A 25,669-nucleotide genomic window follows, 5' to 3' on the forward strand; every position below is an offset into this window, starting at 1 on the left:
GGTACTTGGCCGTAGTCCACACGTGCCGGGCGAATCGCGCAAGTACCCGGCCTTCCGGGGAAGCCCAAACGGTGACGTGTCGCCACGCCCGCCGACCCCTGCGGCCAGCCGCCCGAAACCCCTGGTAGCGCGGCCGCAAGGCCGCCGGTGCGGGGACGGGCCACGTGTCGGTCCGCTACCCGTCCGCCAGCGAACCATGGGCGAGGTGGGCGTAAGGTTGCGATTTGGCCGACCGGTGCGGCCGGCCCGCGCGTGCCCCTGCACGTCACGCCACGGCCCTGCGGCGGTTACCTCCCGGTAGAGGTGACGCGCGGGGTCCAGCGGTGGACGATGGAGTCGGCGCGACACCACCAGAGCACTTACCGAGCAGCGAAGGAACAGCGTGGCTTCCGCATCCGATCGCAACCCGATCATCATTGGCGGCCTTCCCAGCCAGGTCCCCGACTTCGATCCTGAAGAGACCCAGGAGTGGCTCGACTCGCTCGACGCGGCCGTCGACGAGCGCGGCAGGGAACGTGCCCGCTATCTCATGCTCCGCCTGATCGAGCGGGCCCGCGCCAAGCGGGTGGCCGTTCCGGAGATGCGCAGCACGGATTACGTCAACACCATCGCCACCAGAGACGAGCCCTTCTTCCCCGGCAACGAGGAGATCGAGCGCAAGGTCCTCAACGCCACCCGGTGGAACGCGGCCGTCATGGTCTCGCGGGCCCAGCGGCCCGGCATCGGCGTGGGCGGCCACATCGCGACCTTCGCCTCTTCGGCCTCCCTCTACGATGTCGGCTTCAACCACTTCTTCCGGGGCAAGGACGAGGGTGACGGCGGTGACCAGGTCTTCTTCCAGGGCCACGCCTCCCCCGGCATCTATGCCCGGGCCTACCTGCTGGACCGGCTGACCGAGGAGCAGCTCGACGGCTTCCGGCAGGAGAAGTCGGCCCACCCCAACGGGCTCTCCAGCTATCCGCACCCGCGGTCCATGCCGGACTTCTGGGAGTTCCCCACGGTCTCCATGGGGCTGGGCCCGATCGGTGCCATCTACCAGGCCCGGATGAACCGTTACATGGAGGCACGCGGCATCGCCGACACCTCCCGCTCGCACGTGTACGCCTTCCTCGGCGACGGCGAGATGGACGAGCCCGAGTCGCTCGGACAGCTGTCGCTGGCCGCCCGCGAGGGGCTGGACAACCTGACGTTCGTCGTCAACTGCAACCTCCAGCGGCTCGACGGCCCGGTGCGCGGCAACGGCAAGATCATCCAGGAGCTGGAGTCGCAGTTCCGGGGGGCCGGCTGGAACGTGATCAAGCTGATCTGGGACCGCTCCTGGGACCCGCTGCTGGCCCAGGACCGCGACGGCGTTCTGGTGAACCGGCTCAACACCACCCCCGACGGCCAGTTCCAGACCTATGCCACGGAGACCGGCGCCTACATCCGTGAGCACTTCTTCGGCGACGACCACCGGCTGCGCGCCATGGTCGAGGACATGACCGACGAGCAGCTGCTGCACCTGGGCCGTGGCGGGCACGACCACCGCAAGGTCTACGCCGCCTACAAGGCCGCCCGGGAGCACAAGGGCCAGCCCACGGTCATCCTGGCCCAGACGGTCAAGGGCTGGACGCTGGGCCCGAACTTCGAGGGCCGCAACGCCACGCACCAGATGAAGAAGCTGACGGTGGACGACCTCAAGCGCTTCCGCGACCGGCTGCACCTCCCGATCTCCGACCAGCAGCTGGAGTCCGGCCCGCCGCCGTACTACCACCCCGGGCGGGATTCCGAGGAGATCCAGTACATGCACGACCGCCGCCAGGGCCTGGGCGGCTACGTGCCGACGCGGGTGGTGCGGGCCAAGCCGCTGCGGCTGCCGGACGACAGCACGTACGCGGCGCTGAAGAAGGGCTCGGGCAACCAGCAGGTCGCCACCACGATGGCGTTTGTGCGCCTGCTGCGTGACCTGATGAAGGACAAGGAGATCGGCAAGCGCTTCGTGCCGATCGCCCCGGACGAGTACCGCACCTTCGGTATGGACTCGCTCTTCCCGACGGCCAAGATCTACAACCCGCTGGGCCAGAGCTACGAAGCCGTGGACCGGGAACTTCTGCTCGCCTACAAGGAGTCGCCGACCGGGCAGATGCTGCACGACGGCATCTCCGAGGCCGGTTGCGCGGCGTCGCTGATCGCGGCCGGTTCGGCGTACGCCACGCACAGTGAGCCGATGATCCCGGTGTACGTCTTCTACTCGATGTTCGGGTTCCAGCGCACCGGCGACCAGTTCTGGCAGATGGCTGACCAGCTGGCGCGCGGCTTCGTGCTCGGTGCGACGGCCGGGCGCACCACGCTGACGGGCGAGGGGCTCCAGCACGCCGACGGCCACTCGCAGCTGCTCGCCTCCACGAACCCGGCGTGCGTCTCCTACGACCCGGCCTACGGCTTCGAGATCGCCCACATCGTCAAGGACGGTCTGCGGCGGATGTACGGGGAGAACGCCGAGGACGTCTTCTACTACCTGACCGTCTACAACGAGCCGATCCAGCAGCCCGCCGAGCCCGAGAACGTGGACGCCGAGGGCATCGTGCGCGGCCTGTACCGCTACCGGGCCGGGGAGCGCGGCGAGCAGCGGGCCCAGATCCTCGCCTCGGGCGTGGCCATGGGCTGGGCCCTGGAGGCGCAGCAGATCCTCGCCGACGACTGGGGGGTGAAGGCCGACGTGTGGTCGGCGACGTCCTGGAACGAGCTGCGGCGCGACGCGGTGGAGGCCGAGGAGCACAACCTGCTGCACCCCGAGGAGGACCAGCGGGTGCCGTACGTGACCCAGGCGCTGGAGGGCGCCGAAGGACCCGTGCTGGCGGTGTCCGACTGGATGCGCGCCGTGCCGGACCAGATCGCCCGCTGGGTGCCGGGCCGCTACCAGTCGCTCGGGGCGGACGGCTTCGGCTTCGCCGACACCCGTGGCGCCGCGCGGCGCTTCTTCCACATCGACGCGCAGTCGATCGTGCTGGGCGTGCTGACCGAGCTGGCCAGGGAGGGGAAGGTGGACCGCTCGGCGCCCAAGCAGGCCATCGAGCGTTACCAGCTGCTGGACGTGAAGGCAGCCGACCCGGGCCCCGCGGGCGGCGACGCGTAGGCAGCTCCTGGCGCGAGCGCGGAGGCGGCCCGCGGTGCGGGCCGCATTTCGCGTGCTCATCGCTCCCACACCTTGACCGCGCGCACCGCGTACGGCGTCCGTGGGGACCAGGAGCCGGACGGGTGGGTGTGGAACTCACCCTCCTCGGCACAGACACGGCTCTGGTAGGCCGTCACCGGCCGGCCGGTGCGGTTGGCCAGGGCACCGGCGCTGACCCCGTCGGGCAGCGCGACGCAGCTTTCGATGCCGGTGTCCGTCAGTTCGTAGACGTGCCGCTCCCCAGAGAACCCTCCGCCCTGCCACAGGCACAGCTGTCCCGGGCCGCACGCCCCGAGCCGGGGTGCGGCCTCCGGCTCGGCGGGCGGGGCGGCGAGGGCCGGGGTGGTGGCCAGTGCGAGGGTGGCCGCGGCCACGGCGAGCGCCCGGCCCAGGCACCTGCGCGGGCGACCGGTGCCTCCGGCCGGGACGGCCCGGCAGGCGGCCGGGACGTCCCGGCCGGAGGCCGGGAGGGAGCAGGCGGCGCGGGCGGCCCCAGAGGCCGGGAGGGAGCCGTCGGCCCCGGCAGCCGGGAGGGAGCGGACGGCGGTGAGGTGAGTGTGCTGACGCATGGGTACCCCCGGGATGACGCGTTGGTGGTCGTGTCGCGCGGTGCGACGGATGCGCGGCGGACCGCGCTGAGACCAGGCTCGACGCGCACCGGGCGGCCTGCCAAGAGCAGACCGCCCGTTTCACCGTCATGGGTGGCCGAGTTGTCCACAACCCGTCAGTAATCCACAGCCCGCAGCGGCGGTCCGGAGAACAACCGAGAATCGATCGGAGCCGCGAGCACGACGCTCTGCCGCAGCGCTCCGGCTTTCAACCCGGCTGGACCGGCGGGTGGGCGGTGACGACGCGACGGAAGAGCGTCTGCACAGCCGCGGTGATGTCCCTGTCGGTCTGGGTGTGGTGACAGGGTCCGGTGTAGGCGTGGGTGAGGAAGTCGGCGGTGAGTTCGGGGTCGGGGACGTCGAACTCACCTGCCGCATGGCCTTCCGTGAGGAGGGTGACGAGCAGGTCGCGGGCGGCGGTCATGGGTTCCTCCCCGGCGGTGCCGCCGGGTTCGTGGAAGAGCCGGTGGTAGAGCTCGTGGTGGTCCTGTTCCGCGGTGATCCAGGCGGCGACGAGGCGGTCGAGGCGTTCGGTCCAGGTCAGGCCGGGCTGCTCCAGGAGAGCGGCGGGCTGTTGGAGCATGCGGTCCCACATCTCCGCCTGGAGGGCGGCCAGGAGTTCCTGCTTGGCGTCGAAGTAGAGGTAGACCGTGCCCTTGGCGACCCCGGCGCGGGCGGCGACCTTGCTGACGGTCAGCGCCTCGTAGCCGTCGTCCAGGAGCAGGGCGGCCGTCGCGTCGAGGATCTGGCGGCGGCGGACGTCCGGGGGCTGGAAACGGCCGGTGGGCTGGGCGGGGGCGGACTGGTCCGCGGGCACGGTCCCTCCTTCGTCGTCAGGTGACTGACGGACCGGTGGTTGGTCAGTGGGCGGAGTCCAGGGTGTCATGCGGTTTGCGTGCGACGACGATGACCGCGTGGTCCTCGCCGGGGTGCTGGACGCGGGGTACGGCCTTCCGTTCGGCGCGGACGATGTCCAGGCCAAGTGTGGTGAGGGCGTCGGTCAGCTCGCTGAGCGTGGCCAGGTCGCCGGGTGCACCCCAGTCGCAGGCTTCCTCGTCCCATTCGCCGAGGGCCAGGATGCCGCCCGGGGTGAGGGCTGCGGCCAGCGTGGCGAGGGTGGCGGTGCGGGCGGGGCCACGGGTCGGCAGCGCGTAGGAGCTGAGGGCGAAGTCGTGGGTGGTCTCGGGCTGCCAGACGGCGCTGTCGGCGACGGCGAGTTCGACCCGGTCGTCCAGGCCACGGGCGCATGCGCTGGCGCGGGTGGAGGCGATGGCGCGGGGTGCGAGGTCTACTCCGGTGACGCGCCAGCCGCGCTCGGCGAGGGCGAGGGCGTTGCCGCCGGCGCCGCAGCCCAGGTCCAGGGCTCGGCCCGGGGGAAGGCCGCCGGCGGGAGCGAGGAGCGTCGGGTCGGGGTCGGCGGTGTCACTGCCGTCGCCGGTGTAGAGGTCGTCCCACTCGAAGTCCGGGTACGAGGCGGCCCCGGGCCCGTGCGTGTGATCGCTGCCGTGGCTGCGGTGGGTGTCGTGGCTGTGGTGGGTGTGGTGGGTGTGGTGGGTCACAGTTCCTCCTGAGGGGAATGAGGTCGATCGAATGACCGTTGGTCAGTAGTATGACCGATGGTCATTCGATTCCGTCAAGTCCCTTCGGAGGCATCTCATGGACAGCACCGCCCAGTACGACACTGTGATCATCGGTGGCGGGCCCGCGGGTCTGACCGCCGCGCTGACCCTCACCCGCTACCGCTGCCGCACCCTGGTGATCGAGTCCCCCGCCCCGCCCCGCAACGCCGCCTCCCGAGGCGTGCACGGCCTGATCGGCCTGGAGGGCGCCACCCCCCAGGAGCTGCGCTCCCATGCCTGGAAAGAGCTGGACCGCTACGGACTGGCCACGCGGCTCGATGCCACGGTCACCGAGGTCACCCCGCTGACCGGCGACGGATTCACCGTGCGCACGGACGAAGGGACGAGCGCCTGGGCCCGGAACGTGATCCTGGCCACCGGCGTCATCGACCAGCGACCCGAGGGTGTCGAGGGCTTCGCCGCATGCTGGGGCCGCACGGTGATCCACTGCCCGTTCTGCATCGGCGAGGAGAACGCCGACCGCACCTGGGCCCTGGTCGCCGACGATCCCCGCTACCTCGCCATGGCCGCCACCGCCTTCCGGGCCTGGACCGGCGACACCATCGCCATCGCCCCGCCCTCGCTGCCCGGCGCCGACGAACTGCGCCGCGGCCTGCGCGAGCGGGGCAGCGACCTCATCCAGGGCGAGATCACCCGTCTGCACCACACCGACGGCGACCTGTACGCCGTCGAGCTGGCCGATGGCACCCTCCTCCAGCGCCAGACCCTGCTGTGGCCCCAGCCTCAGCGCCAGGTTTCCCTCGTCGAGCGCCTGGCCACGGAGCACGGGCTCACCCTGAGCGACGGTTACGTCATGGTGGACGACGCCCGCCAGACCAGCATCCCCGGCCTCTACGCCGCCGGCGACCTGACCAGCCCCACCTGGGAACAGGGGGCCGTCCCCGCCGTCACCGCCGGAAGCACCGCCGCCGACGCCATCCACTTCGCCCACCTGGTCTGACCGACCCGAACAACCGGAGCCCGCCGTGACCGAGCAGGACTTCACCGACTACATCGAGCGCATCGGCAACCGCACCGCCCTCTACCAGGCCGTCGCCGCCCACACCGGAGCCCGCCGCGTCCTCTACCCCGGCAGCTACCTCGACCTCGCCCCCTCCCACATCTGGCCCGACGTCACCTACCTTGACGCCGACGCCCGCGCCCGCAGGGCCTTCCAGGGCCCTGACGCCACCACGCTGGCCACCCGGCACCAGCAGTACCCCGAACATCCCCGCATCGCGTTTCTGCCCGGCGACTACACCCGCACCCTCGCGGAACTGCCCGCAGCCGAGTGGGATCTGGTGATCTCCCTGTACGCGGGCCCCGTCTCCGAACACGCCACCCGCTGCCTGCGCCCCGGGGGCTGGCTCCTGGCCAACAACAGCCACGCCGACGCCGGACTCGCCCACCTCGACCCCCGCTATCGGCTCGCCGCCGTCCTCCACCACCGCTCTGGCCACTACCACCTCACCACTGACGACCTCGACCGCTACCTCCAGCCCAAACGCCCACCTCACCCCACCCGCGAACAACTCCATGCCGCAGGCCGAGGCACCACCTACACCCACCCGGCTGCCGCCTACCTCTTCCGCCTCCACCCCCACCCGCGCGGACGGTAGGAGTGGTCGGCCACGGGGATGACCGCGTAAACCCCTCCACCCCCACCCGCGCGGACGGTAGCCGCTTCCCGGGAACCGGCAGGCCAGCGCCCCTGACCGGACCCGCACGCACCAAGCGCCCGGGGCGGGGAGAGTGACGCCCCGCCCCAGGGCGCCGCGCCCGGACGGTGACCGGCGGGGGAACCGGCGCCCGGGTGTGGGCAATGCGCGCCCCGGGTGACTGGACCGCTGAGGTGCGCTTCCTCCGCCGGGGCGATCTCGGCCATGGAGCCGATCCGGTGCCCGGGGCTTTCGGCGCTGGCCGTCTGACCACCGGGGACGCCGTGGGGCACACCGGCTCCTTCGCCCCCGGCACCCGGAGCCTGACGAACCTGGCCGCAAGCGGAACCGGTACCTACGGTTCCGCTGAACTGCGATAACGCTCGTGAGCCGCGGCGGGGGGACGCGCGGGCGCTTGCCGCATACGATGGGCCGCATGGGTGATGTGCTGGCCGGAATCCACTCCGCCTGGGAGTTCGACACCGACTCCGTGCGCATCCGCTTCGAACGGGGGATACGCACACCCAAGCTGTTCCACGTCCTGCGGGAGAGAACGGTGCCGTACGCGGCGCTGGCCGGGATCGAGCTGGGGCCCGGGCTGCGCCGGGGCACGGTGGCCCTGCGCGCGGTGCCCCGGGCGGGCGCCGACCCGCTGCTGGACGCCGCCGCCGGGCAGCTGAAGCCCGCCTGCGACCCGTACCGGCTGGTCCTGCCCGCCGAACGCGGGACGCTCGCGGAGTACTACGCCACCGAGCTGCGCGGTGTGCTCGGCCCCGACGCCGACCGCCCGGCCGACGAGCACCTGGTGTCCGCGCCGGAACCGCCGCTGCAGTTCAAGGCGTACGACGGCAAGGCGTCCTTCGACGGCGATAAGGTCGCGTTCCGCTGGTTCTGGACGGGCGCCTCCTCGGCCAAGTGGAAGGCCGGTGACCAGTTCTTCGACGTCGAGGAGCTGGACGGCGTCGAATGGCGTTCGCCGGAGGTGTTCAACGGTCACCTGCGGCTCATCCGGCGCGGTGCCGACACCCCGGACGAGCGGCCCGGCGAGGCGGACCAGGACCCGGCGGCGGTGGTGTTCGGGCTCGGGTACGGCCTGGTGCACGAGTCGCTGCCGCTGGCCGCGTCCGTGCTGGCGGCCGTCCACCGCAAGCGGGGCGCGCCCGGAACGCCGGGCCCGGGCGGCACGGCCTCACTGGCCGCCACCGCCTCGCGCGGCACGCTGCGCGCCGACCCGGCCGACATCGCCGAGCGCATCCGTCACCTCGGGCACCTGCACGACTCCGGGCTGCTGACGGACGAGGAGTTCTCCGCCAAGAAGGCCGACCTGCTCGCCGAGCTGTAGCCCGGGCCTGGCACAGCTGCCGGAGCTGGTCGCGGCGACAGGGTGTGCCGCAGTGCCCACCACGCTCCACCTGGTGGAGTCGCCCGGGGGGCTGTCACAGGCGTGGCGCTGGCGGCCTTCGCCGCGATCACCCTTGGCCGTCTCGACGCCGTTCCCTGCGCCGACGCGGGGACGGCGTGCCGCGACGCCGCCCCGGCGTGAGCGGTGTGCCCGGCGTGACCCCGGGGTGCGACGCGGTTACTCGCGTCCGGCGCTGGTGAGCGCCATGTTGGCGTACCGGTCACCCGCCACCCGCGCGGCCAGCTGGTCCAGCTCGGCGAGGTCGGCGTCGGCCAGCTGGACGCCCGTGGCCGCGGTGTTCTCCTCGACCCGGGCCCGGCGCCGGGTGCCCGGGATCGGCACGACGGTGAGCCCGTGCACGTCAGACCGCTGGTGCACCCAGGCCAGCGCGACCTGTCCCGGGGTCAGCCCGCGCCGCTCGGCGATCGCGTGCAGCGGTGCCAGCAGCGCGGCGTTGGCGCGGGCGTTGTCCCCGGTGAAGCGGGGCTGGGTGCGCCGGAAGTCGTCCTCGCTCAGTTCCCGCTCGGCCTGGGTGAAGGAGCCGGTGAGGAAGCCACGGCCGAGCGGCGAGTAGGGCACGAAGGTGACGCCCAGCTCGCGGGCGGCGGGCACGGCGGTGCGCTCCACATCGCGGCTGAAGACCGACCACTCCGACTGCACCGCCGCGATCGGGTGCACGGCGTGCGCCGCGCGCAGCTCGTCGCCGGTCACTTCGCTCAGGCCCAGCGCCCGCACCTTGCCCTCGGCGACCAGTTCCGCCATGGCGCCGACCGTCTCCTCGATCGGCACCTGGGGGTCGTGGCGGTGCAGGTAGTACAAGTCGATGGTCTCGACGCCCAGGCGCCGCAGGCTGCCCTCGACGCACCGCCGCAGATACGCCGGGTCGTTGTTGATGCCGCGCACCGAGGGGTCGTCACGGTCCAGGACGATGCCGAACTTGGTGGCCAGCACCAGCTCGTCGCGGTGGGCACGGACGAAGGGGGCGAGAAACTCCTCGTTGGCGCCGAAGCCGTACATGTCGGCGGTGTCGAAGAGGGTGACGCCCAGCTCCAGCGCGCGCTGGAGGGTGGCGCGCGCCTCGTCGGCGTCGGTGGGGCCGTAGGCGAAGTTCATGCCCATGCAGCCAAGGCCCTGTACCCCGGCCCGCAGCCCGCTCGCGCCCAGCGGGACCTGGGGCAGCGGGGCGGGGGTTGCCTCGGCGGGGGTGTTCGTGTGGGGGCTCATCTGGTTCTTCACTGTCCTTCCGGCGCGGGGGCGCCGTTCGCGTAGAGGTCGATCTTGAAGTCGAGCACGGAGAGGGTGTCCTGGAGTTCGGCGATGCGGCTGAGCACGTCCGCGCGCGTGGCCCGCAGCAGCTCCAGCCGCTCGGGGAAGGTCTGCTCCCCCGCGCGGACCAGTTCGGCGTAGCGGACCATGCTGGCCACCGGCATCCCGGTCAGGCGCAGCTTGCCGACGAACTCCAGCCAGTCCAGGTCCCGGTTGGTGAAGCGGCGCTGGCCGGTGTGGGAGCGGTTGATGTGCGGCATCAGGCCGATGCGCTCATACCAGCGCAGGGTGTCCGCGCTCAGCCCGGTGAGCTGGGACACCTCGCTGATGGCGTAGCCGTCGGCGCCGTCCGGGCGGCGGTGGGGCACCTCCGCCGTCCGGCACGCCTCGTGGCGGGTGCCGGGCCGGGCTCCGGGGGCTGTCTCGTCGAGCACGCTCATGAGGGGAACGCTAGAACGCTGGAGTGCGCTCCAGGCAAGGCGGCTTCGGCCGTCCCGTACGCTCGGGGCCATGGAGAGCCTGCGGATGATCGACAACTGGCCGGTTCAGGCGGCGGCCGCCGCCGTCGTCCGGGCGGACGGCACGGTGGCGGGCAGCCACGGTCCGGCCGGCCGGCGCTTCGCCCTCGCTTCGGTGACCAAGCCGCTGGCCGCCTGCGCGGTGCTCGTCGCCGTCGAGGAGGGCGCGGTGGAGCTGGACGATCCGGCCGGGCCGCCGGGCGCGACGATTCGCCACCTGCTCGCGCACACCTCCGGGCTCGCGTTCGACGAGGACCGGGTGATGGCCGAGCCCGGCTCCCGCCGTATCTACTCCAACACCGGGTTCGAGGCGCTGGGCGACCACGTGGCCAAGGCATGCGAGATGCCGTTCACCGAGTATCTGCGCCAGGCGGTGCTCGACCCCCTGGGCATGACGGCGACGGAGCTGGACGGCTCGCCCGCCAAGGACGCCTTTGCCACGCTGGCCGATCTGACCCGGTTCGCCACGGAGCTGCTGAACCCGCGGCTCCTCCACCCGCGCACGGTGGCCGAGGCCGCTTCCGTGCAGTTCCCCGGTCTGCGCGGGGTGCTCCCGGGGTACGGCAACCAGTCGCCCAACGACTGGGGGCTCGGTCTGGAGATCCGGGGCACGAAGTCCCCGCACTGGACGGGTTCGGCGTCCTCGCCGCAGACGTTCGGACACTTCGGCCAGGCGGGCACGTTCCTGTGGGTGGACCCGGTCGCGGGCGCGGCCTGCGTGGCCCTGGCCGACCGGCCCTTCGGTGACTGGGCCATCGAGTGCTGGCCCCCGTTCACCGACGCGGTCCTCTCCGAGCTGGGCTGACGCCACCTGCCCGGGGTGACGCCGGACGAATCCGGGCGCGGCGGCCGGGGTCAGCCGTAGGTGGGTTCGGCGTGCATCTCCCAGGTCAGGAACTCCGCTCCGGCGGTGCCCGCGGTGGCGGTGAGGCCGACGGCGGCGGGCACCCGGGCGGCGTCGCCGGGGTGCAGCGGCGCGCCGTTAAGGGACAGCTCGCCACGGACGGCCTGGACGTACACCCACGGTGCGTCCGGCAGCGCCGTGCGGGCACCGGCCACCAGACGGCGCACGTGCAGCACCGCCCGCGTCCGGGCCAGCGGGTAGGGCGTGCCGTCGGCGATGCCGCGCACCACGTCGTAGCGCGGCGGCGCGCCGAAGGTGCCGGGGACCAGCCACATCTGCCAGAACCGCAGCGGCCCCGGACCGGCGTTGCGCTCGCTGTGTTGGACGCCGGAGCCCGCGCTGAGGTGCTGCAGGTCACCGGGGCGCACGACGGTGGCGTTTTTGGCGGAGTCGGTGTGGGTCAGGGCGCCGTCCACCACCCAGGTGACGATCTCCAGGTCCCGGTGGGGGTGGGTGGCGAAGCCCGCTCCCGGCGCGAGGCGTTCCTCGTTGCAGGCGACGAGGAGGCCGAACCCGGTGTTGTCCGGGTCGTAGTGGCCGGAGAAGGAGAAGGCGTGCCGGGTGTCGATGCCCGCGTCCGCCTCACCGCCCCGGTACCGGTCCTCAGCCCTGCGCACGTCCAGCATGCGGTAACGGTAGCGGTGGTCCGCGCGGGGGCAGGTCCCGGGGCGGGGCGGACATGAGGCAGGCTTGTGCCGTGCCCGAACCCGCTGAGACCTCCCCGGACCCGAACGCGAACCCGAACCCGAACCCCGTGCCGGACCACCCGCACGCGGCCACGCTGCGCCGCTTGCAGCAGCACTCCGGCAAGCTCGCGGCGGCCGCGATCGCGCGCATGGACGAGCAGCTGTCCTGGTATCGCGCCATGCCGCCGGAGAACCGGTCGTGGATCGGCCTGGTCGCACAGGCGGGCATCGCGGCGTTCACCGAGTGGTTCCGGCGCCCGGAGGCGCCGCGCGCGATCAGCACGGACGTCTTCGGCACCGCCCCGCGCGAGCTGACCCGGGCGATCACGCTGCGGCAGACCGTAGAGATGGTGCGCACCACGATCGAGGTGGTGGAGTCGGCCATCGACGAGGTGGCGGCGCCGGGCGACGAGGCGGTGCTGCGGGAGGCACTGCTGGTCTACGCGCGGGAGATCGCGTTCGCCACCGCGCAGGTGTACGCGCAGGCGGCCGAGGCGCGTGGCGCGTGGGACGCGCGGCTGGAGTCGCTGGTGGTCAATGCGGTGCTGTCCGGCGAGGCGGACGAGGGCGCGGTCTCCCGGGCCGCCGCGCTGGGCTGGAACGCCCCGGACCACGTGTGCGTGGTGCTGGGCAACGCCCCGGAGGGCGACAGCGAGCTGACGGTGGAGGCCATACGCCGTGCCGCGCGGTACGCCAAGCTCCAGGTGCTCACGGGGGTGCTGGGCAACCGCCTGGTCGTGGTGGCGGGCGGCGCGGAGGACCCGCTCAAGGCGGCGAAGTCGCTGATCGGGCCGTTCGCGCCGGGTCCGGTCGTGGCGGGTCCGGTGGTCGGCGACCTGCTGTCGGCGACCCGCTCGGCGCAGGCCGCCGCGGCGGGGCTGCGCGCGTGCGCGGCGTGGCCGGACGCGCCGCGTCCGGTGCTCGCGGACGATCTGCTGCCCGAGCGCGCCATGGCCTCAGACCCGACGGCGCGTGCCCTGCTGGTGGAGGAGATCTACAGACCGCTGGAGGAGGCGGGCTCCGCGCTGCTGGAGACGCTGAGCGTCTACCTGGAGCAGGCGAGCAGTCTGGAAGGGGCCGCGCGGATGCTGTTCGTTCACCCCAACACCGTGCGCTACCGGCTGCGTCGTGTGACTGACGTCACCGGCTGGTCGCCATCAGACGTGCGTTCGGCGTTCACCCTGCGTATCGCGCTGATTCTGGGCCGTCTCACCGACGGGGCGCCGCTCAGCCGCCCTTGACGCGCGTCTTTGTGCAGGGTCCACAATTCCCCCCTATGTTCTTCGTCTCGGTCCCCACCGGCGCGGACCTCCCAGCTCACGAGAAGGTGGAACGGTGCTCGTACTCGTCGCCCCAGGCCAAGGCGCTCAGACGCCCGGCTTCCTGAACCCCTGGCTCGAACTCCCCGGTGTCGCCGACCTGCTCAAGGAGTGGTCGCAGGTCACGGGTCTCGACCTCGTGCACTACGGCACCGAGGCCAGTGCCGAGGAGATCACCGACACGGCGGTGGCACAGCCGCTGCTGGTGGCAGCGGGCCTGCTCTCCGCCCGCGCCCTGCTGGAGGGCACGGACGCGGGCCTCCTCGGCGCGGTCGCGGGGCACAGTGTCGGCGAGCTGACGGCCGCCGCGGTCACCGGCGTGCTCAGCGAGCGGGACGCGATGGCCGTCGTGACCCGGCGCGGGCAGGCGATGGCCCAGGCCGCCGCCGAAGCTGACACCGGCATGTCGGCCGTGCTGGGCGGCGACGCCGACGCCGTCGTCACCCACCTGCACTCGCTGGGCCTGACCCCGGCCAACATCAACGGCGCCGGGCAGATCGTCGCGGCGGGCACGGCCGAGCAGCTGGCCGCGCTGGGCGAGAACAAGCCCGAGGGTGCCCGGGCGGTACGGGCGCTGAAGGTCGCCGGGGCCTTCCACACCGCGCACATGGCTCCGGCCGTGGGCGCGCTGCGGGACGCGGTGGAGGGCGTCGCCGTGGGCGAGCCGCGGCACCGGCTGGTGTCGAACAAGGACGGCGAGCTCGTCCCCCGTGGCGCCGAGTTCGTGGACCGCCTGGTGGGCCAGGTCGCCAGCCCCGTGCGCTGGGACCTGTGCATGGAGACGTTCGGGCGGCTGGGCGCGACGGCGCTGATCGAGCTCTGCCCGGGCGGCACGCTCACCGGGCTGGCCAAGCGCGCGCTGCCCGGAGTGCGAACGCTGGCGCTCAAGACCCCCGACCAGCTCGACGCGGCCCGAGAGCTGATCGCCGAGCACGGCACCGCCCGGTAAAGGAGCCCGAGCCCATGCCCGCGAAGATCAAGCCCGCCCAGGGCTCCCCGTACGCGCGTATTGTCGGTGTGGGCGGTTACCGCCCACACCGGGTGGTGCCGAACGAGGAGATCCTCCAGCACATCGACTCCTCCGACGAGTGGATTCGCTCGCGCTCCGGCATCGCCACCCGGCACTGGGCCGGTTCCCAGGAGACGGTCACACAGATGTCTCTGGAGGCGTCCGGGAAGGCGCTGGCCGCCGCCGGCCTCACCCCGCAGGACGTTGACGCGGTGGTCATCTCGACCGTCTCGCACTTCAAGCAGACCCCCTCGGTGGCCGCCGAGATCGCCCACCGGCTCGGGGCGGGCAAGGCCGCCGCGTTCGACATCTCGGCCGCCTGCGCCGGTTTCGGCTACGGCCTGACGATCGCCAAGGGCCTGGTCGTGGAGGGCAGCGCCCGCCATGTGCTGGTCGTCGGCGTCGAGCGCCTGTCGGACCTGACCGACCTCACCGACCGCTCCACCGCGTTCCTGTTCGGGGACGGCGCGGGCGCCGCCATCGTCGGCCCGTCCGATACGCCGGAGATCGGCCCGACGGTGTGGGGCTCGGAGGGCGACAAGCACGAGACGATCACGCAGACGCTTCCCTGGGACGTCTACCGCTTCACCCCGGCCGAGCAGGTCGGGAAGTTCCCGGCGATCCGGCAGGAGGGCCAGACGGTCTTCCGCTGGGCCGTGTACGAGATGGCCAAGGTGGCTCAGCAGGCGCTGGACGCCGCCGGGATCAGCGCGGCGGACCTGGACGTCTTCATTCCGCACCAGGCCAACCTGCGGATCATCGACTCGATGGTCAAGACCCTGGGGCTGCCGGAGCACGTCACCGTCGCGCGGGACGTGGAGACCACCGGTAACACCTCCGCCGCCTCCATCCCGCTCGCCATGGAGCGGATGCTGGCGACCGGTCAGGCCAGGAGCGGTGACACCGCGCTGGTCATCGGCTTTGGGGCGGGTCTCGTGTACGCGGCGACGGTCGTTACTCTCCCCTAGTCGGTATCGCAGCCGGTCACGCGGCCGGTTCTCGCACCGCAACCCACGTAAAGCGCAATACACCAAAAGGAGCGCCACCATGGCCGCCACGCAGGAAGAGATCGTCAAGGGTCTCGCCGAGATCGTCAACGAGATCGCCGGCATCCCCGAGGAGGACGTCAAGCTGGAGAAGTCCTTCACCGACGACCTGGACGTTGACTCGCTGTCCATGGTCGAGGTCGTCGTCGCCGCCGAGGAGCGCTTCGACGTCAAGATCCCCGACGACGACGTCAAGAACCTCAAGACCGTTGGCGACGCCGTCAACTACATCGTGCAGCACCAGGGCTGACGCCCGTTCGGTGACGCGTCTGTCGCCACCCGGCCCCCGGGTGGCACCTCGCAACCCTCAACCCGTGGAGACAGGAATTCCGTGAACACGACCAATCGCACCGTGGTCGTCACCGGTATCGGCGCAACCACACCGCTGGGTGGCGACAGCGCATCGACGTGGGAGGCCCTGACCGCCGGACGGTCGGGCATCGCGGCACTGACGGAGGACTGGGCGGCCGAGCTGCCCGTCCGGATCGCCGCCCGCGTGGCGGTCGAGCCCACCGAGGTGCTGCCCCGGCCGCAGGCCCGCAAGATGGACCGCTCGGCGCAGTTCGCGCTGATCGCGGCCCGGGAGGCGTGGGCCGACGCCGGTTTCCCCGCCGCCGCCGGGGAGCCGGACACCGGTCTTGACCCGGCCCGGCTCGGCACCGTCGTCGCCTCCGGCATCGGTGGCGTCACCACGCTGCTGGACCAGTACGACGTGCTGAAGGAGAAGGGCGTCCGCCGCGTCTCCCCGCACACCGTGCCGATGCTCATGCCCAACAGTCCCTCGGCCAACGTGGGCCTGGAGGTCAACGCGCAGGCCGGTGTGCACACGCCGGTCAGCGCTTGCGCCTCGGGCGCCGAGGCCATCGGGTACGCCGTCGAGATGATCCGCTCCGGCCGGGCGGACGTCGTGGTGGCCGGTGGCACCGAGGCGGCGATCCACCCGCTGCCGGTGGTGGCGTTCGCCAACATGATGGCGATGTCCAAGAACAACGACGCCCCCGAGCGGGCGTCCCGCCCCTACGACACCGCGCGCGACGGGTTCGTGCTCGGTGAGGGCGCGGGCGTGGTGGTGCTGGAGTCGGCCGAGCACGCCCAGCGGCGCGGCGCGCGGGTGTACTGCGAGGTGCTGGGCCAGGGCTTGTCCGCCGACAGTCACCACATCGCGCAGCCCGAGCCCACCGGACGCGGCATCTCGGCGGCCCTGCAGCACTTGCTGGAGACCACCGACACCAAGGCCGAGCAGCTCGTGCACCTCAACGCGCACGCCACCTCGACGCCGCTGGGCGACGTGGCCGAGGTGAAGGCGCTGCGCAAGGTTCTCGGCGACCACCTGGACCACGTGGCGGTCTCCGCCACCAAGTCCATGACCGGCCACCTGCTGGGCGGCGCGGGCGGCATCGAGACGGTGGCCACCGTCCTGGCGCTGCACCACCGCCTCGCCCCGCCGACGATCAACGTCGAGGAGCTCGACCCGGAGGTGGACGCCGACATCGTGCGGGATTCCGCGCGGACGCTGCCCGAGGGCACGATCGCGGCGGTGAACAACTCGTTCGGGTTCGGCGGACACAACGTCGTCCTGGCGTTCCGCACGGTCTGAGGCAGACCCGGGCGGCACCCGGCGCACCCGGCGAAGGCCGCACCCCGCGACAGGGGTGCGGCCTTCGCCGGGTGCGGCCTCAGGTGGCGCTCAGACGACCTGGTGCAGCCAGCGGACGGGGGCACCCTCGCCGGCGTAGCGGAAGGGTTCCAGCTCGTCGTCCCACGGCTTGCCCAGCAGCCGGTCCAGCTCGGCGGCCAGCTCGCTTTCCCCGCGGGCGGCGCGGTCCATCGCGGCGCGCAGCCGGTCCTCGGGGATGAGGATGTCACCGTGCAGGCCGGTGACGGCGTGGAAGATGCCCAGGCGCGGGGTAGAGCTGTAGCGCTCGCCCTCGGCGGTGGCGCACGGCTCGGCCGTCACCTCGAAGCGCAGCAGGTGCCAGCCCCGCAGCGCGGAGGCCACCTGGGACGCCGTGCTCGGCGCGCCCTGCCAGGACAGCTCGGCGCGCCAGGTGCCCGGCGAGGCGGGCTGCTTGATCCAGTCGAGGTTGACGCGGGTGCCCAGCACCCCCGCTACCGCCCACTCGACGTGCGGACACAGCGCGCGCGGCGCGGAGTGCACGAACAGAACGCCACGTGTCGTCACCGGGACCTCCCGTGCGGTTCGAGACCCGCCACGGCCGGCGGCCTCGTGTCGCTTGCGGCCAGGGGCGCTCGCGCACCGGCCCGGCGCCTGACATTCTTCCCCATCACCAACGTGACCACCAGCTCTTGGGTTACGAACAGTAAACACCATTCATGGTCATTCTCCTCATAATGGGCGTCATATGACGTGCCGTAAGTGACGACTCCTGTTCCCCGCCGCCCGCTCGGACCTCACCGCCTCGCCCCGGGGACGCCGATCCCCGGCGCGATCCCGTACCGTCGGACGCACCGGGCCGCGCGGCGCCGCCCGGTGCGGGAGCGGGACGAACGAGGAGGACTGGCGATGGCGCGTGGTGGAGGAGTGCGAAGCCGCATCCTGCCGGCGGCGCTGCTCGCGCTGGCCTGCACGGTCACCGCGTGCGGCGCGGACCCCAGCGAGCCCGATGCCCGCGCGTCCTACGGTCCCGGCCTCCCCTCGCCCGCGCTCGCCTGGGACACCAGCCCGGAGAGCATCGCGGCACTTGGGGACTCGATCACGACCGGTTACGACTCCTGCTCCCTGCTCGCCGACTGCCCCGAGGCGTCCTGGGCCACCGGCACCCGGGCGGGGGTGAGCAGTCTGGCGGACCGGCTGCTCCCCCAGCGCGAGGGCAACGCCTGGAACTACGCGGTGGCCGGGGCCACGATGGCTGACCTGCCGGGGCAGGCGGCGCGGGCGGCGGCACACGACCCGGAGCTGGTCACCGTGCTCGTCGGCGCCAACGACGCCTGCGCGCCACAGCTGGAGGCGATGACGCCGGTGGACGAGTTCCGGGCGGACTTCACCAAGGCGCTGACCACGCTGCGTGAACAGTCGCCCGACACCCAGGTCTACGTGGCCAGCGTGCCGGACCTGGAACGCCTGTGGACGATCGGCCGGGACAACGTGCTGGCCACCCGGGTGTGGGAGTTCGGCGTCTGCCCGACCATGCTGCGCGACCCCGCCGCCACCGACGATGCCGCCACCGAACGGCGTGCGCAGGTGGCCGAGCGGGTGGACGCCTACAACACGGTGCTGCGCGAGGCGTGCACGGCCGACGCGCTGTGCCGGTACGACGGCGGCGCGGTGCACGACTACGCGTTCACCGCCGCCGAGGTGAGCCCGTACGACTGGTTCCACCCCAGCGAGCAGGGCCAGGCCGCGCTCGCCGACCTGGCGCACGCTCAGGTGACGTCGGCTCAGCGCCCGTAGTGGCGTGAACGTTGCGCCGGGTGGCCACCCGCTGCCTGGGCGAAGGCCGTGGGAGCGCGGGAGCCGGGGGGCCGGGAACGGCGGAAGGCCGCCCGCGGGTGCGGGCGGCCTTCCGGTGATCTGGGCCGGTCTCCGTCTGACCGCGTCAGACGGAGAGGGTGACCTCGATGTTCCCCCGGGTGGCGTTGGAGTAGGGGCACACCTGGTGCGCCTTCTCCACCAGGTCCCGGGCGGTGGCCTCGTCAACGTTCGGGATGGCCGCCTTGATGACGACCTTCAGGCCGAAGCCGCCCTCGGGCGTCTTGCCGATGCCGACCTCGGCGGTGACGGTCGAGCCGGAGATGTCGGCGTTCTCCTTGCGGGAGACGACGCCGAGCGCACCCTGGAAGCAGGCGCTGTAACCGGCTGCGAACAGCTGTTCCGGGTTGGTGCCCGCGCCACTGCCGCCCATCTCCTTGGGCGGGTTGACGACGACATCGAGCTTGCCGTCGTCGCTGGCGACCTTGCCGTCCCGGCCGTTCTCCGCAGTGGCCACGGCGGTGTAGAGGACGTCGATGGGCTGGATGGACATACGGTTTCCTCCTGATGGGAAGCGTTACCGGGAGCTCGCGCCCACGACCCTCCGGCGGGCACGAGTCTAGGGCCTGTCCGGTGAATCGGCCGTAAAGGAAGGCGTCAGTGCGCGAGGCGGACGATCATCTTGCCGGTGTTGGCGCCGCGCAGCATGCTGAGGAAGGCGTCCACGGCGTTGTCGATGCCGTCGGTGACCGTCTCCTGGTACTTCAGCTCGCCCGAGGCAATCCAGGCAGCCGTCTCCTCGACGAAGCGCGGCTTCAGCGCGTCGTGGTCACCCACCAGCATGCCCTGCAGGCGCAGCCGCTTGCCGATGGCGAGCATGAGGTTGGCCGGGCCGGGCACGGGCTCGTTGTAGCCGGAGATCATGCCGCACAGGGTGGCGCGGCCGTGCACGTTGAGGCGCTCGATCGCGGCCTCCAGGTGGTCGCCGCCGACGTTGTCGAAGTAGACGTCGATACCCTCGGGCGCGGCGGCGGCCAGTTGCTCGGCGACGGGGCCGTCCTTGTAGTTGAAGGCGGCGTCGAAGCCGTACTCCTCGGTGAGCAGCTTGACCTTCTGCGCCGATCCCGCACTGCCGATGACGCGCGAGGCGCCCTTCAGGCGGGCGATCTGGCCCACCTGGCTGCCCACGGCACCGGCCGCGCCGGAGACGAAGACGGCGTCGCCCTCACGGAAGGACGCCACCTCCAGCAGCCCGGCGTAGGCGGTCAGGCCCGGCATGCCGAGGACGCCGAGGTAGCTGGTCAGCGGTGCGAGGTCGGCGGACACCTTCTCCGCGTGCCGCGCCTCCAGCGTGGCGTACTCGCGCCAGCCGAGGAAGTGCAGCACGTGATCGCCGGGCGCGAAGCCGTCGGCCTCAGAGGCGACGACGACGCCGACCGCGCCGCCGTCCATGGGGCGGTCGAGCTGGAACGGCGGGACGTAGGACTTCACGTCGTTCATCCGGCCCCGCATGTAGGGGTCCACGGACATGGCCAGGTTGCGCACCAGGATCTGGCCGTCCCCGGGAGCCTGGACGGGCTCCTCGCGCAGGGCGAAGTCCTCCGGCGTCGGCCAGCCGTCCGGGCGGGCGGTCAGGTGCCAGGCGCGGCCGGTGGTGGGCAGGCTCATCTCAGCTCCTCGGACTCTCAAAGATTTACTTCATGAACTGAAACAACACTGCACCTAGATGTTTCATGTTGTCAAATACGTGCCCGCGCTGGCTATGCTGGCGGCCATGACACGCCGAACGCCCCGGGCCGACGCACTCACCTGCGAGGTGGTGGAGCTGCTGGGCGAGGTCGTGCGCCGGTACCACGACGACTACGACCGCGCCGCCGCCGACTACGCACTGACCGGCGCCCAGGCACGGGTGCTCGCGCTGCTCGCCTACGGCCCGACGCCAATGCGGCGCCTGGCGGACCGGCTGAAATGCGAGCCGTCCAACGTGACCGGGATCGTGGACCGGCTGGTCGCGCGCGGCCTGGTGGAGCGCCGCGCGGACGAGGCCGACCGGCGCGTGAAGCTGGCGGCGGCGACGGCGGAAGGGCTGCGGACGGCCACCGAGCTGCGCGACTCCCTCGGCGACTTCGCCCGGGAACCGCTGGGCCGCCTGGCCGAGACCGACCGGCGCGCCCTGCGCGACCTGCTGCACCGGATGCTGGACGGCGGCACCGAACCCGCCGCGCTCTGACGCCGGACGACGGGGCGCCGGACGACGGGGCGCCGCACGGACAGGCCCCGTACGGCGCGGCACGCGCCCGGGCGGGCGGTGGCGTACCGCCCTCAGGTCAGGTCGCCGCGCAGGCGGCGGGAGCGCAGCACCAGTTCCAGCTCGAAGCGCTGGTCCGGGTCGTCAATGGCCTCGCCCCACATCTCGCGAATCTGGCGCAGCCGGTAGCGCACGGTCTGCGGATGCACCCCCAGGCGGGTGGCCACCTCCGGCGCGCCGCCCCGCGTCTGCAGCCAGGCCAGCAGCGTCTCGGCCAGCCGCCGGGCATGGGTGGGACCGCACTCCTCCAGCGGCGCGAGCAGCCTGCGGCCGAGGTCGTCGATCAGCTCCTCGGGCGGCAGCAGCACCAGCGCCTCGGTGTGCTCGGTGCAGTCCAGCAGGCCGCCAGCGGGCAGCAGGCCCCGCTCCATCAGCGCCACCGCCGCCTGCGCCCAGCGCAGCGAACTCGCCGCCCCGGCCACCGGAACCGGCGGGCCGATCGCGCCCGACCAGCCAGCCGTGGCGCGGCGCAGCAGCTCGCCACGACCCGCCGCGTCCGGCTCGGGCACGACCATGAGCGGTTGTTCCCGCTCCATGTCGAGCAGCACCTCGGGGCCGACCGCCGGGGGCACGGCCTCCCGGGCGGGCGGAACGAGTACCGCGACCGCGACCGACTGCGGCACCGGCCAGCCGATGCGGGCGGCGCGCTCGGCCAGCACCGTCTCCAGCTGGCCGTCGTGCGCGCCCTCGTCCAGCAGCAGGTCCAGCAGGCGACGCTGCAACCGCAGCCGCTCCCCCGCCTGGCGGGCGGCGGCCTCGGCATACCCGCGCACGGACTCGGCGACCAGGCCGTCCAGGTACTGGAACCCCGAGTCAGCCAGCTCGTACATGGCCGGGGCCGGGATCTCCGCTTCCTGGCCGATCTCGGTCAGCCGGCGCCAGGCGATGCGCACGCCGAGCCGGTAGATCGCCTGTAGCGAGTCCAGGCTCCGGCCGCCCAGCAGCTCACCACGGCCGAACTGCTGGAAGACCTCGGGATGCACGTGCGGCGTGCCCAGGCCGGTGGCCAGATGCTCCACGAAGTGCTCCAGCGCCCGGCGGATACCGATGAGCGACATGGGTTCGCCGGTGCTCTCGTCCAGGATGACCGGCAGCTCCGGATGCTCGCGGCGGATCTCCCGGAGGATCTCGGTGGCCAGCCCGGGCAGGTCGGCCCGGGCCCGCTCGGTGAACGCCTCCACCTGGGCGGCCGGGACCACACTCCACGCCGAGCGCACCGTGGCCGTCATGTCCGCTCGCCACCCAGCAGGCCGAAGGCCGGGCCGAGCAGGCCGCGTACGACGAACTCGGCGGGGCCGACGCTGTCGTCACCGGACGGACCGCTGGCATCCGGCGAGTCCCCCGCGCGGTCGCCGTCACCGGAACCGGCCGCGGGGTCGCCGCCGGAGCCGCCGTCACCGGTGGAGTCGCCGCCGGACGGTGTTTCCGGGCGGTCGGCGGACGGCCTGGCGGCCGGAGCGGCGGCCAGCACGCTGGTGTCGCCGTCGCCGTCGCCGTCGCCGTCGCCGTCGCGGGAGTCACCGGCGGCATGCGCGTCGTCACCGGGGCCGGGTGCGGCGTCCGCACCGGGCGCGTCGGCGCCCGGCTGCTGGCCCGCTCCGGCGTCGTCGTCGGCGGGCGCGCCCTCTCCGGCACCGGCGCTCTCGGCCCCTGCGGACGGCTCAGCCTCCCCGGACGGCTCAGCCTCCCCGGACGGCTCGGCGTCCGGGTCGGACGGTCCGGCGCTTCCGGAGGGTGACGGGGCCTGCGACTCCCGGGGCTCGTGTTCGGAGAAGTGCACCAGCGGCACGTTGGGCTGCTCCGGGGTGGCCTGCAGCATCGCCACGATGCCCACACCGGCCCCGACCGCGAGCAGCGCGGAAGCGGCACAGGTCAGACCGGCTGTGAGGAGTCTGTGCATGGCGCGGGGGACCTCTCTGCAGAGCTGCCAAGGCACCAGCTGTCGCCCCCGACACCGGTTACTTGCGAGTTTGGATAGGCATTGACTCGCTGTCAAGGGTTCGCTTACCGTCACCGGCCCAGAGGGCCTGCCGCGACATCAAGCGCGGGTCAGGTCCGTTCCGCGCGGTGGAGCGCCACCTGCTCCGCGCGCAGCGCGTCCCACAGCACCGCACGCACTGAGCACGTCCTCGGCACCCATCGGCACCCTGTCGCGCTCGCTAGCACGTCGATCGAACGCGCACCACCCACCTCTTCCGGGAGCACCTGACATGCGCCGTTCCGCTTCACCCCTGTCGCTGACCCTGCTGGGGCTCGGCGTGTTTCTGCTGGTCCTCGCGCCGATGCTGGCGTTCTACGTGGAGCCGCGCGCGAAGCGCACCCCGGTGGATGTGAACACGACCACCGTCATGACCGGCACCGGCACGTACTTCGACCGGGGCTCGGTCTCGGCCAGGGAGGACCAGGAGCTCACCGTCACCCGGCGGGTGCTGGGCAACGTCGCGGTCAGCACGGAGAACGACGTCGCGGTCTGGGACGTCTCCGTCACCATCGACACCCCGGACACTCTCAAGCTGGACGATCCGCGCAAGTCGTTCCAGTGGACCACCGAGCGCTGGGTGACCGACCGGGAGACCAACAAGCCGGTGCACTGCTGCGACGAGGCGCCGACCCAGTTCAGCGGTGACGCGTACCTGAAGTTCCCCTTCGATGTGCGGGAGCGGAGCTACCGCTGGTGGGACAACACGCTCGGCGACACCGTGACGATGGAGTTCGACAAGCGGGTGAAGCTCGACGGCTACGAGGGCCTGCGCTTCACCGGCGAGGTGGCGCCCACGCAGGTGGACACGCGGCAGGTGCCCGGCGTCCTCGTCGGCGTGGACGCGCCGCAGGTCATGGCCGAGGAGTGGTACGCCAACGAGAACATCGAACTCGTCGTCGATGAGACCACCGGACGCATCCTGAAGGCCACCAGCGCCCCCGACATCACCCTGCGCGCGCCCGGCGGCGAGGAGCCCCAGGTCACGCTCCTGTACAGCGACGCGCTCACCTTCACCGACGAGACGATCGAGAGCCAGATCGACCTGGCCTCGGCGGACAGCCGCAAGCTGCGCCTGGTCGGCACGACGGCGCCGGTCGGCGCGGCCATCGCCGGGGTGGTCCTCACCGGCGCCGGCGGGTTCTTGGTCGTGCGGGGACGCCGGGAACCCCAGCCGTGACGCATGCGTGATGGAGACGTGACCCACGTGTGACGCGGCGCACAGCGTCGCGAGCCGGGAGCCGGGGCGCGCGGGCGGTCGTGACAGGACCCGCCGGTAAGTTCGGGCCGAAATTGTCATCCGCGTGAGTAGCCCGATCGAACGCGGCGGCGAACACTGAAGCCTCCCGAACGCCAGCCACCGCCCCCGGCTCACGGCACTCGGTCCCCGCCGCGACACGCGGCCACCTCCCCGCGCACACCCGCCCGGAAGCATCGCAGCACCGCCCACCCCGCAGTAGCACCGTCCACCACCGCACCCCTCACACGAGTGGAGCGCCCATGCCCCAGCAGGTGCCCTCGGTGGCCCCCCACGCCGCCTCCGTCCCCCCGCAGCGGTCCGCCGCCACGGATATGGCGGCCGCCACCCCTCAGGCTGACGCGTTCGCCGTCTCCGCGAACCGCTTCCCCCGTCGCATCGTCTTCCTCGCCCGCCGTGACCTGGACAACCCGGCCGCCGGCGGCTCCGAACTGCTCATCGACAAGATCGCCGCCGGACTCACCGCCCACGGGCACGAGGTGACCCTGGTCTGCGGCGGTCCGGCTGCCCGCCGGGACTACCGTGTGGTCTCCGCCGGCGGTGACGCCGCGCACTTCCTGCGCGCACCGCGCACCGTCGCCCGCCAGGTCGGGGACGCCGACCTGCTGGTCGAGGTCTGCAACGGCATGCCGTACCTGGCGCCGCTGTGGCACCGCGGGCCCACGCTGGGCTTCGTCAACCACGTCCACACCGATCTGTGGGGCATGCGCTACCCCGCGCCCGCCGCCCGGCTCGGCCAGCGGCTGGAGCACTGGGCGCTGGCCCGCACGCACCGGGACAACCTCATGGTCGCCGTCTCCGGTTCCACCGCCGACGCGCTGCGCGGCATCGGCGTCCAGGCCGACCGCATCCGCCTGGTGCACAACGGCGTGGCGGACGCCGGTCCGCTGGCGCCGAAGTCGCCCGAGCCGCTGTTTCTGGCGGTGGGGCGGCTGGTGGAGTACAAGCGCATCGACCTGCTGCTGCGGCTGTGGGAGCGGGTGCGGCCGGTGACCGGCGGCCAGCTGGTCATCGTCGGTGACGGTCCCGAGCGGGCGCGGCTGGAGGCGATGGCCGGGCCGGGCGTCACCTTCGCCGGGCATGTGCCGGAGGCGGAGAAGCACCGGCTGCTGTGCTCGGCGTGGCTGCTGCTGCACCCCTCGCTGATGGAGGGCTGGGGCCTGGTGGTCATGGAGGCCGCCGCCCGCGGCACCCCGGCCGTCGGCTTCGACATCCCCGGGCTGCGCGACTCGATCGCCGACGGCACCACCGGCGTGCTGGCCCGGGGTGAGAGCTCCTTCGCCGCCGCCTGGTGCACGCTCGGGCTGTCCACCGCGCGCCGCACCGCCATGGGGCACGCCGCGCGGGCGTGGGCCGGGGAGTTCGGCTGGTCCCGGACCGTCGCGGCGTTCCGCGAGGTGGCCGCCGAAGCCTGGGCCGCGCGGCGTACCGGGGTCGCGCCGCGCGCCGGAGCCGTGCGTGCCGAAGCCGCCCTGCGGCCGGTCGGCGGAGCCGCGAGGTGACGCT

At 72.6% G+C, this 25,669-nt stretch carries 25 protein-coding genes; 14 read left to right on the forward strand and 11 right to left on the reverse strand.

From position 1 onward, the window contains the following. Nucleotides 1–382: 382 nt before the first annotated feature. Entirely contained in the window at nucleotides 383–3,115 is a 2,733-nt protein-coding gene (gene aceE / locus JJV70_RS02240; protein WP_219045809.1) for a pyruvate dehydrogenase (acetyl-transferring), homodimeric type, read from the forward strand. A 56-nt stretch (nucleotides 3,116–3,171) separates the two neighbouring features. Here aceE and JJV70_RS23450 read toward each other — a convergent pair whose 3' ends face one another. From JJV70_RS23450 to JJV70_RS02255, 3 genes are all read right to left on the reverse strand, one after another. Continuing rightward, nucleotides 3,172–3,723, reverse strand: a complete 552-nt coding sequence (locus JJV70_RS23450; protein WP_374227229.1) for a peptidase inhibitor family I36 protein — start codon at nucleotides 3,721–3,723, stop codon at nucleotides 3,172–3,174. A 247-nt stretch (nucleotides 3,724–3,970) separates the two neighbouring features. Continuing rightward, entirely contained in the window at nucleotides 3,971–4,579 is a 609-nt protein-coding gene (locus tag JJV70_RS02250; RefSeq protein WP_219045810.1) for a TetR/AcrR family transcriptional regulator, read from the reverse strand. A gap of 43 nt (nucleotides 4,580–4,622) precedes the next feature. Next, a complete protein-coding gene (locus JJV70_RS02255) occupies nucleotides 4,623–5,321 on the reverse strand; it encodes a cyclopropane-fatty-acyl-phospholipid synthase family protein (protein WP_219045811.1) in 699 nt (232 codons plus the stop codon). 97 nt (nucleotides 5,322–5,418) lie between these two features. Here JJV70_RS02255 and JJV70_RS02260 point away from each other — a divergent pair, with 97 nt between their 5' ends. The 3 genes from JJV70_RS02260 (at nucleotide 5,419) to JJV70_RS02270 (ending at nucleotide 8,381) form a co-directional block, all read left to right on the forward strand. Further along, on the forward strand, nucleotides 5,419–6,342 hold the full coding sequence (locus JJV70_RS02260; protein WP_219045812.1) for an NAD(P)/FAD-dependent oxidoreductase: 924 nt from the start codon (nucleotides 5,419–5,421) through the stop codon (nucleotides 6,340–6,342). Between the two features lie 25 nt (nucleotides 6,343–6,367). Then, nucleotides 6,368–7,000 (forward strand): hypothetical protein, encoded by a 633-nt coding sequence (locus JJV70_RS02265; RefSeq protein WP_219045813.1) that lies wholly within the window; start codon nucleotides 6,368–6,370, stop codon nucleotides 6,998–7,000. 475 nt (nucleotides 7,001–7,475) lie between these two features. Then, complete coding sequence (locus tag JJV70_RS02270; protein WP_219045814.1) at nucleotides 7,476–8,381, forward strand: DUF4429 domain-containing protein; 906 nt, start codon at nucleotides 7,476–7,478, stop codon at nucleotides 8,379–8,381. Between the two features lie 237 nt (nucleotides 8,382–8,618). On the opposite strand, the gene JJV70_RS02275 is transcribed toward JJV70_RS02270, so the two are convergent. Then, complete coding sequence (locus JJV70_RS02275; protein ID WP_219045815.1) at nucleotides 8,619–9,665, reverse strand: aldo/keto reductase; 1,047 nt, start codon at nucleotides 9,663–9,665, stop codon at nucleotides 8,619–8,621. 8 nt (nucleotides 9,666–9,673) lie between these two features. Then, nucleotides 9,674–10,147: a MerR family transcriptional regulator gene (locus JJV70_RS02280; RefSeq protein WP_219045816.1), complete on the reverse strand. Its 474-nt coding sequence runs from the start codon at nucleotides 10,145–10,147 to the stop codon at nucleotides 9,674–9,676. Between the two features lie 70 nt (nucleotides 10,148–10,217). On the opposite strand from JJV70_RS02280, the gene JJV70_RS02285 reads away from it, so the two are divergent. Beyond that, nucleotides 10,218–11,030: a serine hydrolase gene (locus JJV70_RS02285; protein ID WP_219045818.1), complete on the forward strand. Its 813-nt coding sequence runs from the start codon at nucleotides 10,218–10,220 to the stop codon at nucleotides 11,028–11,030. 50 nt (nucleotides 11,031–11,080) lie between these two features. Here JJV70_RS02285 and JJV70_RS02290 read toward each other — a convergent pair whose 3' ends face one another. Further along, the gene (locus JJV70_RS02290; protein ID WP_219045819.1) at nucleotides 11,081–11,755 is read right to left on the reverse strand and encodes a pirin family protein; all 675 of its coding nucleotides are present in this window, start codon (nucleotides 11,753–11,755) and stop codon (nucleotides 11,081–11,083) included. 71 nt (nucleotides 11,756–11,826) lie between these two features. Here JJV70_RS02290 and JJV70_RS02295 point away from each other — a divergent pair, with 71 nt between their 5' ends. The 5 genes from JJV70_RS02295 to fabF all read left to right on the forward strand — a co-directional run bounded on the left by JJV70_RS02295 (nucleotide 11,827) and on the right by fabF (nucleotide 16,786). Beyond that, a complete protein-coding gene (locus tag JJV70_RS02295; protein WP_374227230.1) occupies nucleotides 11,827–13,056 on the forward strand; it encodes a PucR family transcriptional regulator in 1,230 nt (409 codons plus the stop codon). Nucleotides 13,057–13,150: 94 nt separating this feature from the next. Next, nucleotides 13,151–14,083 (forward strand): ACP S-malonyltransferase, encoded by a 933-nt coding sequence (locus JJV70_RS02300; protein WP_219045821.1) that lies wholly within the window; start codon nucleotides 13,151–13,153, stop codon nucleotides 14,081–14,083. Between the two features lie 14 nt (nucleotides 14,084–14,097). Then, the gene (locus tag JJV70_RS02305) at nucleotides 14,098–15,111 is read left to right on the forward strand and encodes a ketoacyl-ACP synthase III (RefSeq protein WP_219045823.1); all 1,014 of its coding nucleotides are present in this window, start codon (nucleotides 14,098–14,100) and stop codon (nucleotides 15,109–15,111) included. Between the two features lie 79 nt (nucleotides 15,112–15,190). After that, nucleotides 15,191–15,439, forward strand: a complete 249-nt coding sequence (locus tag JJV70_RS02310; protein WP_219045825.1) for an acyl carrier protein — start codon at nucleotides 15,191–15,193, stop codon at nucleotides 15,437–15,439. A gap of 81 nt (nucleotides 15,440–15,520) precedes the next feature. Then, complete coding sequence (gene fabF / locus JJV70_RS02315) at nucleotides 15,521–16,786, forward strand: beta-ketoacyl-ACP synthase II (protein WP_219045827.1); 1,266 nt, start codon at nucleotides 15,521–15,523, stop codon at nucleotides 16,784–16,786. A 90-nt stretch (nucleotides 16,787–16,876) separates the two neighbouring features. On the opposite strand, the gene JJV70_RS02320 is transcribed toward fabF, so the two are convergent. Then, a complete protein-coding gene (locus tag JJV70_RS02320; protein ID WP_219045829.1) occupies nucleotides 16,877–17,371 on the reverse strand; it encodes a DUF3145 domain-containing protein in 495 nt (164 codons plus the stop codon). 342 nt (nucleotides 17,372–17,713) lie between these two features. Between JJV70_RS02320 and JJV70_RS02325 the strand changes: the two genes are divergently transcribed. Then, the gene (locus tag JJV70_RS02325) at nucleotides 17,714–18,601 is read left to right on the forward strand and encodes a GDSL-type esterase/lipase family protein (RefSeq protein WP_219045830.1); all 888 of its coding nucleotides are present in this window, start codon (nucleotides 17,714–17,716) and stop codon (nucleotides 18,599–18,601) included. A gap of 145 nt (nucleotides 18,602–18,746) precedes the next feature. On the opposite strand, the gene JJV70_RS02330 is transcribed toward JJV70_RS02325, so the two are convergent. Beyond that, nucleotides 18,747–19,172, reverse strand: coding sequence for an organic hydroperoxide resistance protein (locus JJV70_RS02330; RefSeq protein ID WP_219045832.1), 426 nt, complete (start codon nucleotides 19,170–19,172; stop codon nucleotides 18,747–18,749). 104 nt (nucleotides 19,173–19,276) lie between these two features. Next, entirely contained in the window at nucleotides 19,277–20,287 is a 1,011-nt protein-coding gene (locus JJV70_RS02335; protein ID WP_219045834.1) for an NADP-dependent oxidoreductase, read from the reverse strand. 106 nt (nucleotides 20,288–20,393) lie between these two features. On the opposite strand from JJV70_RS02335, the gene JJV70_RS02340 reads away from it, so the two are divergent. Next, the gene (locus tag JJV70_RS02340) at nucleotides 20,394–20,849 is read left to right on the forward strand and encodes a MarR family winged helix-turn-helix transcriptional regulator (RefSeq protein WP_257573218.1); all 456 of its coding nucleotides are present in this window, start codon (nucleotides 20,394–20,396) and stop codon (nucleotides 20,847–20,849) included. Between the two features lie 92 nt (nucleotides 20,850–20,941). On the opposite strand, the gene JJV70_RS02345 is transcribed toward JJV70_RS02340, so the two are convergent. Together JJV70_RS02345 and JJV70_RS02350 are read right to left on the reverse strand one after the other, a co-directional pair. Continuing rightward, nucleotides 20,942–22,156, reverse strand: coding sequence for a helix-turn-helix domain-containing protein (locus tag JJV70_RS02345; protein WP_219045836.1), 1,215 nt, complete (start codon nucleotides 22,154–22,156; stop codon nucleotides 20,942–20,944). After that, nucleotides 22,153–22,827, reverse strand: a complete 675-nt coding sequence (locus JJV70_RS02350; RefSeq protein WP_219046195.1) for a hypothetical protein — start codon at nucleotides 22,825–22,827, stop codon at nucleotides 22,153–22,155. The genes JJV70_RS02345 and JJV70_RS02350 overlap by 4 nt, the downstream gene beginning before the upstream one ends. A 310-nt stretch (nucleotides 22,828–23,137) precedes the next feature. Between JJV70_RS02350 and JJV70_RS02355 the strand changes: the two genes are divergently transcribed. Together JJV70_RS02355 and JJV70_RS02360 are read left to right on the forward strand one after the other, a co-directional pair. Next, a complete protein-coding gene (locus tag JJV70_RS02355) occupies nucleotides 23,138–24,085 on the forward strand; it encodes a DUF3068 domain-containing protein (RefSeq protein ID WP_219045838.1) in 948 nt (315 codons plus the stop codon). Between the two features lie 320 nt (nucleotides 24,086–24,405). Then, the gene (locus JJV70_RS02360; protein WP_219045840.1) at nucleotides 24,406–25,665 is read left to right on the forward strand and encodes a glycosyltransferase family 4 protein; all 1,260 of its coding nucleotides are present in this window, start codon (nucleotides 24,406–24,408) and stop codon (nucleotides 25,663–25,665) included. Nucleotides 25,666–25,669: the final 4 nt, after the last annotated feature.

Origin of the sequence: Streptomyces sp. JJ66 (assembly GCF_019303495.1) — a bacterium.
GTDB lineage: Bacteria > Actinomycetota > Actinomycetes > Streptomycetales > Streptomycetaceae > Streptomyces.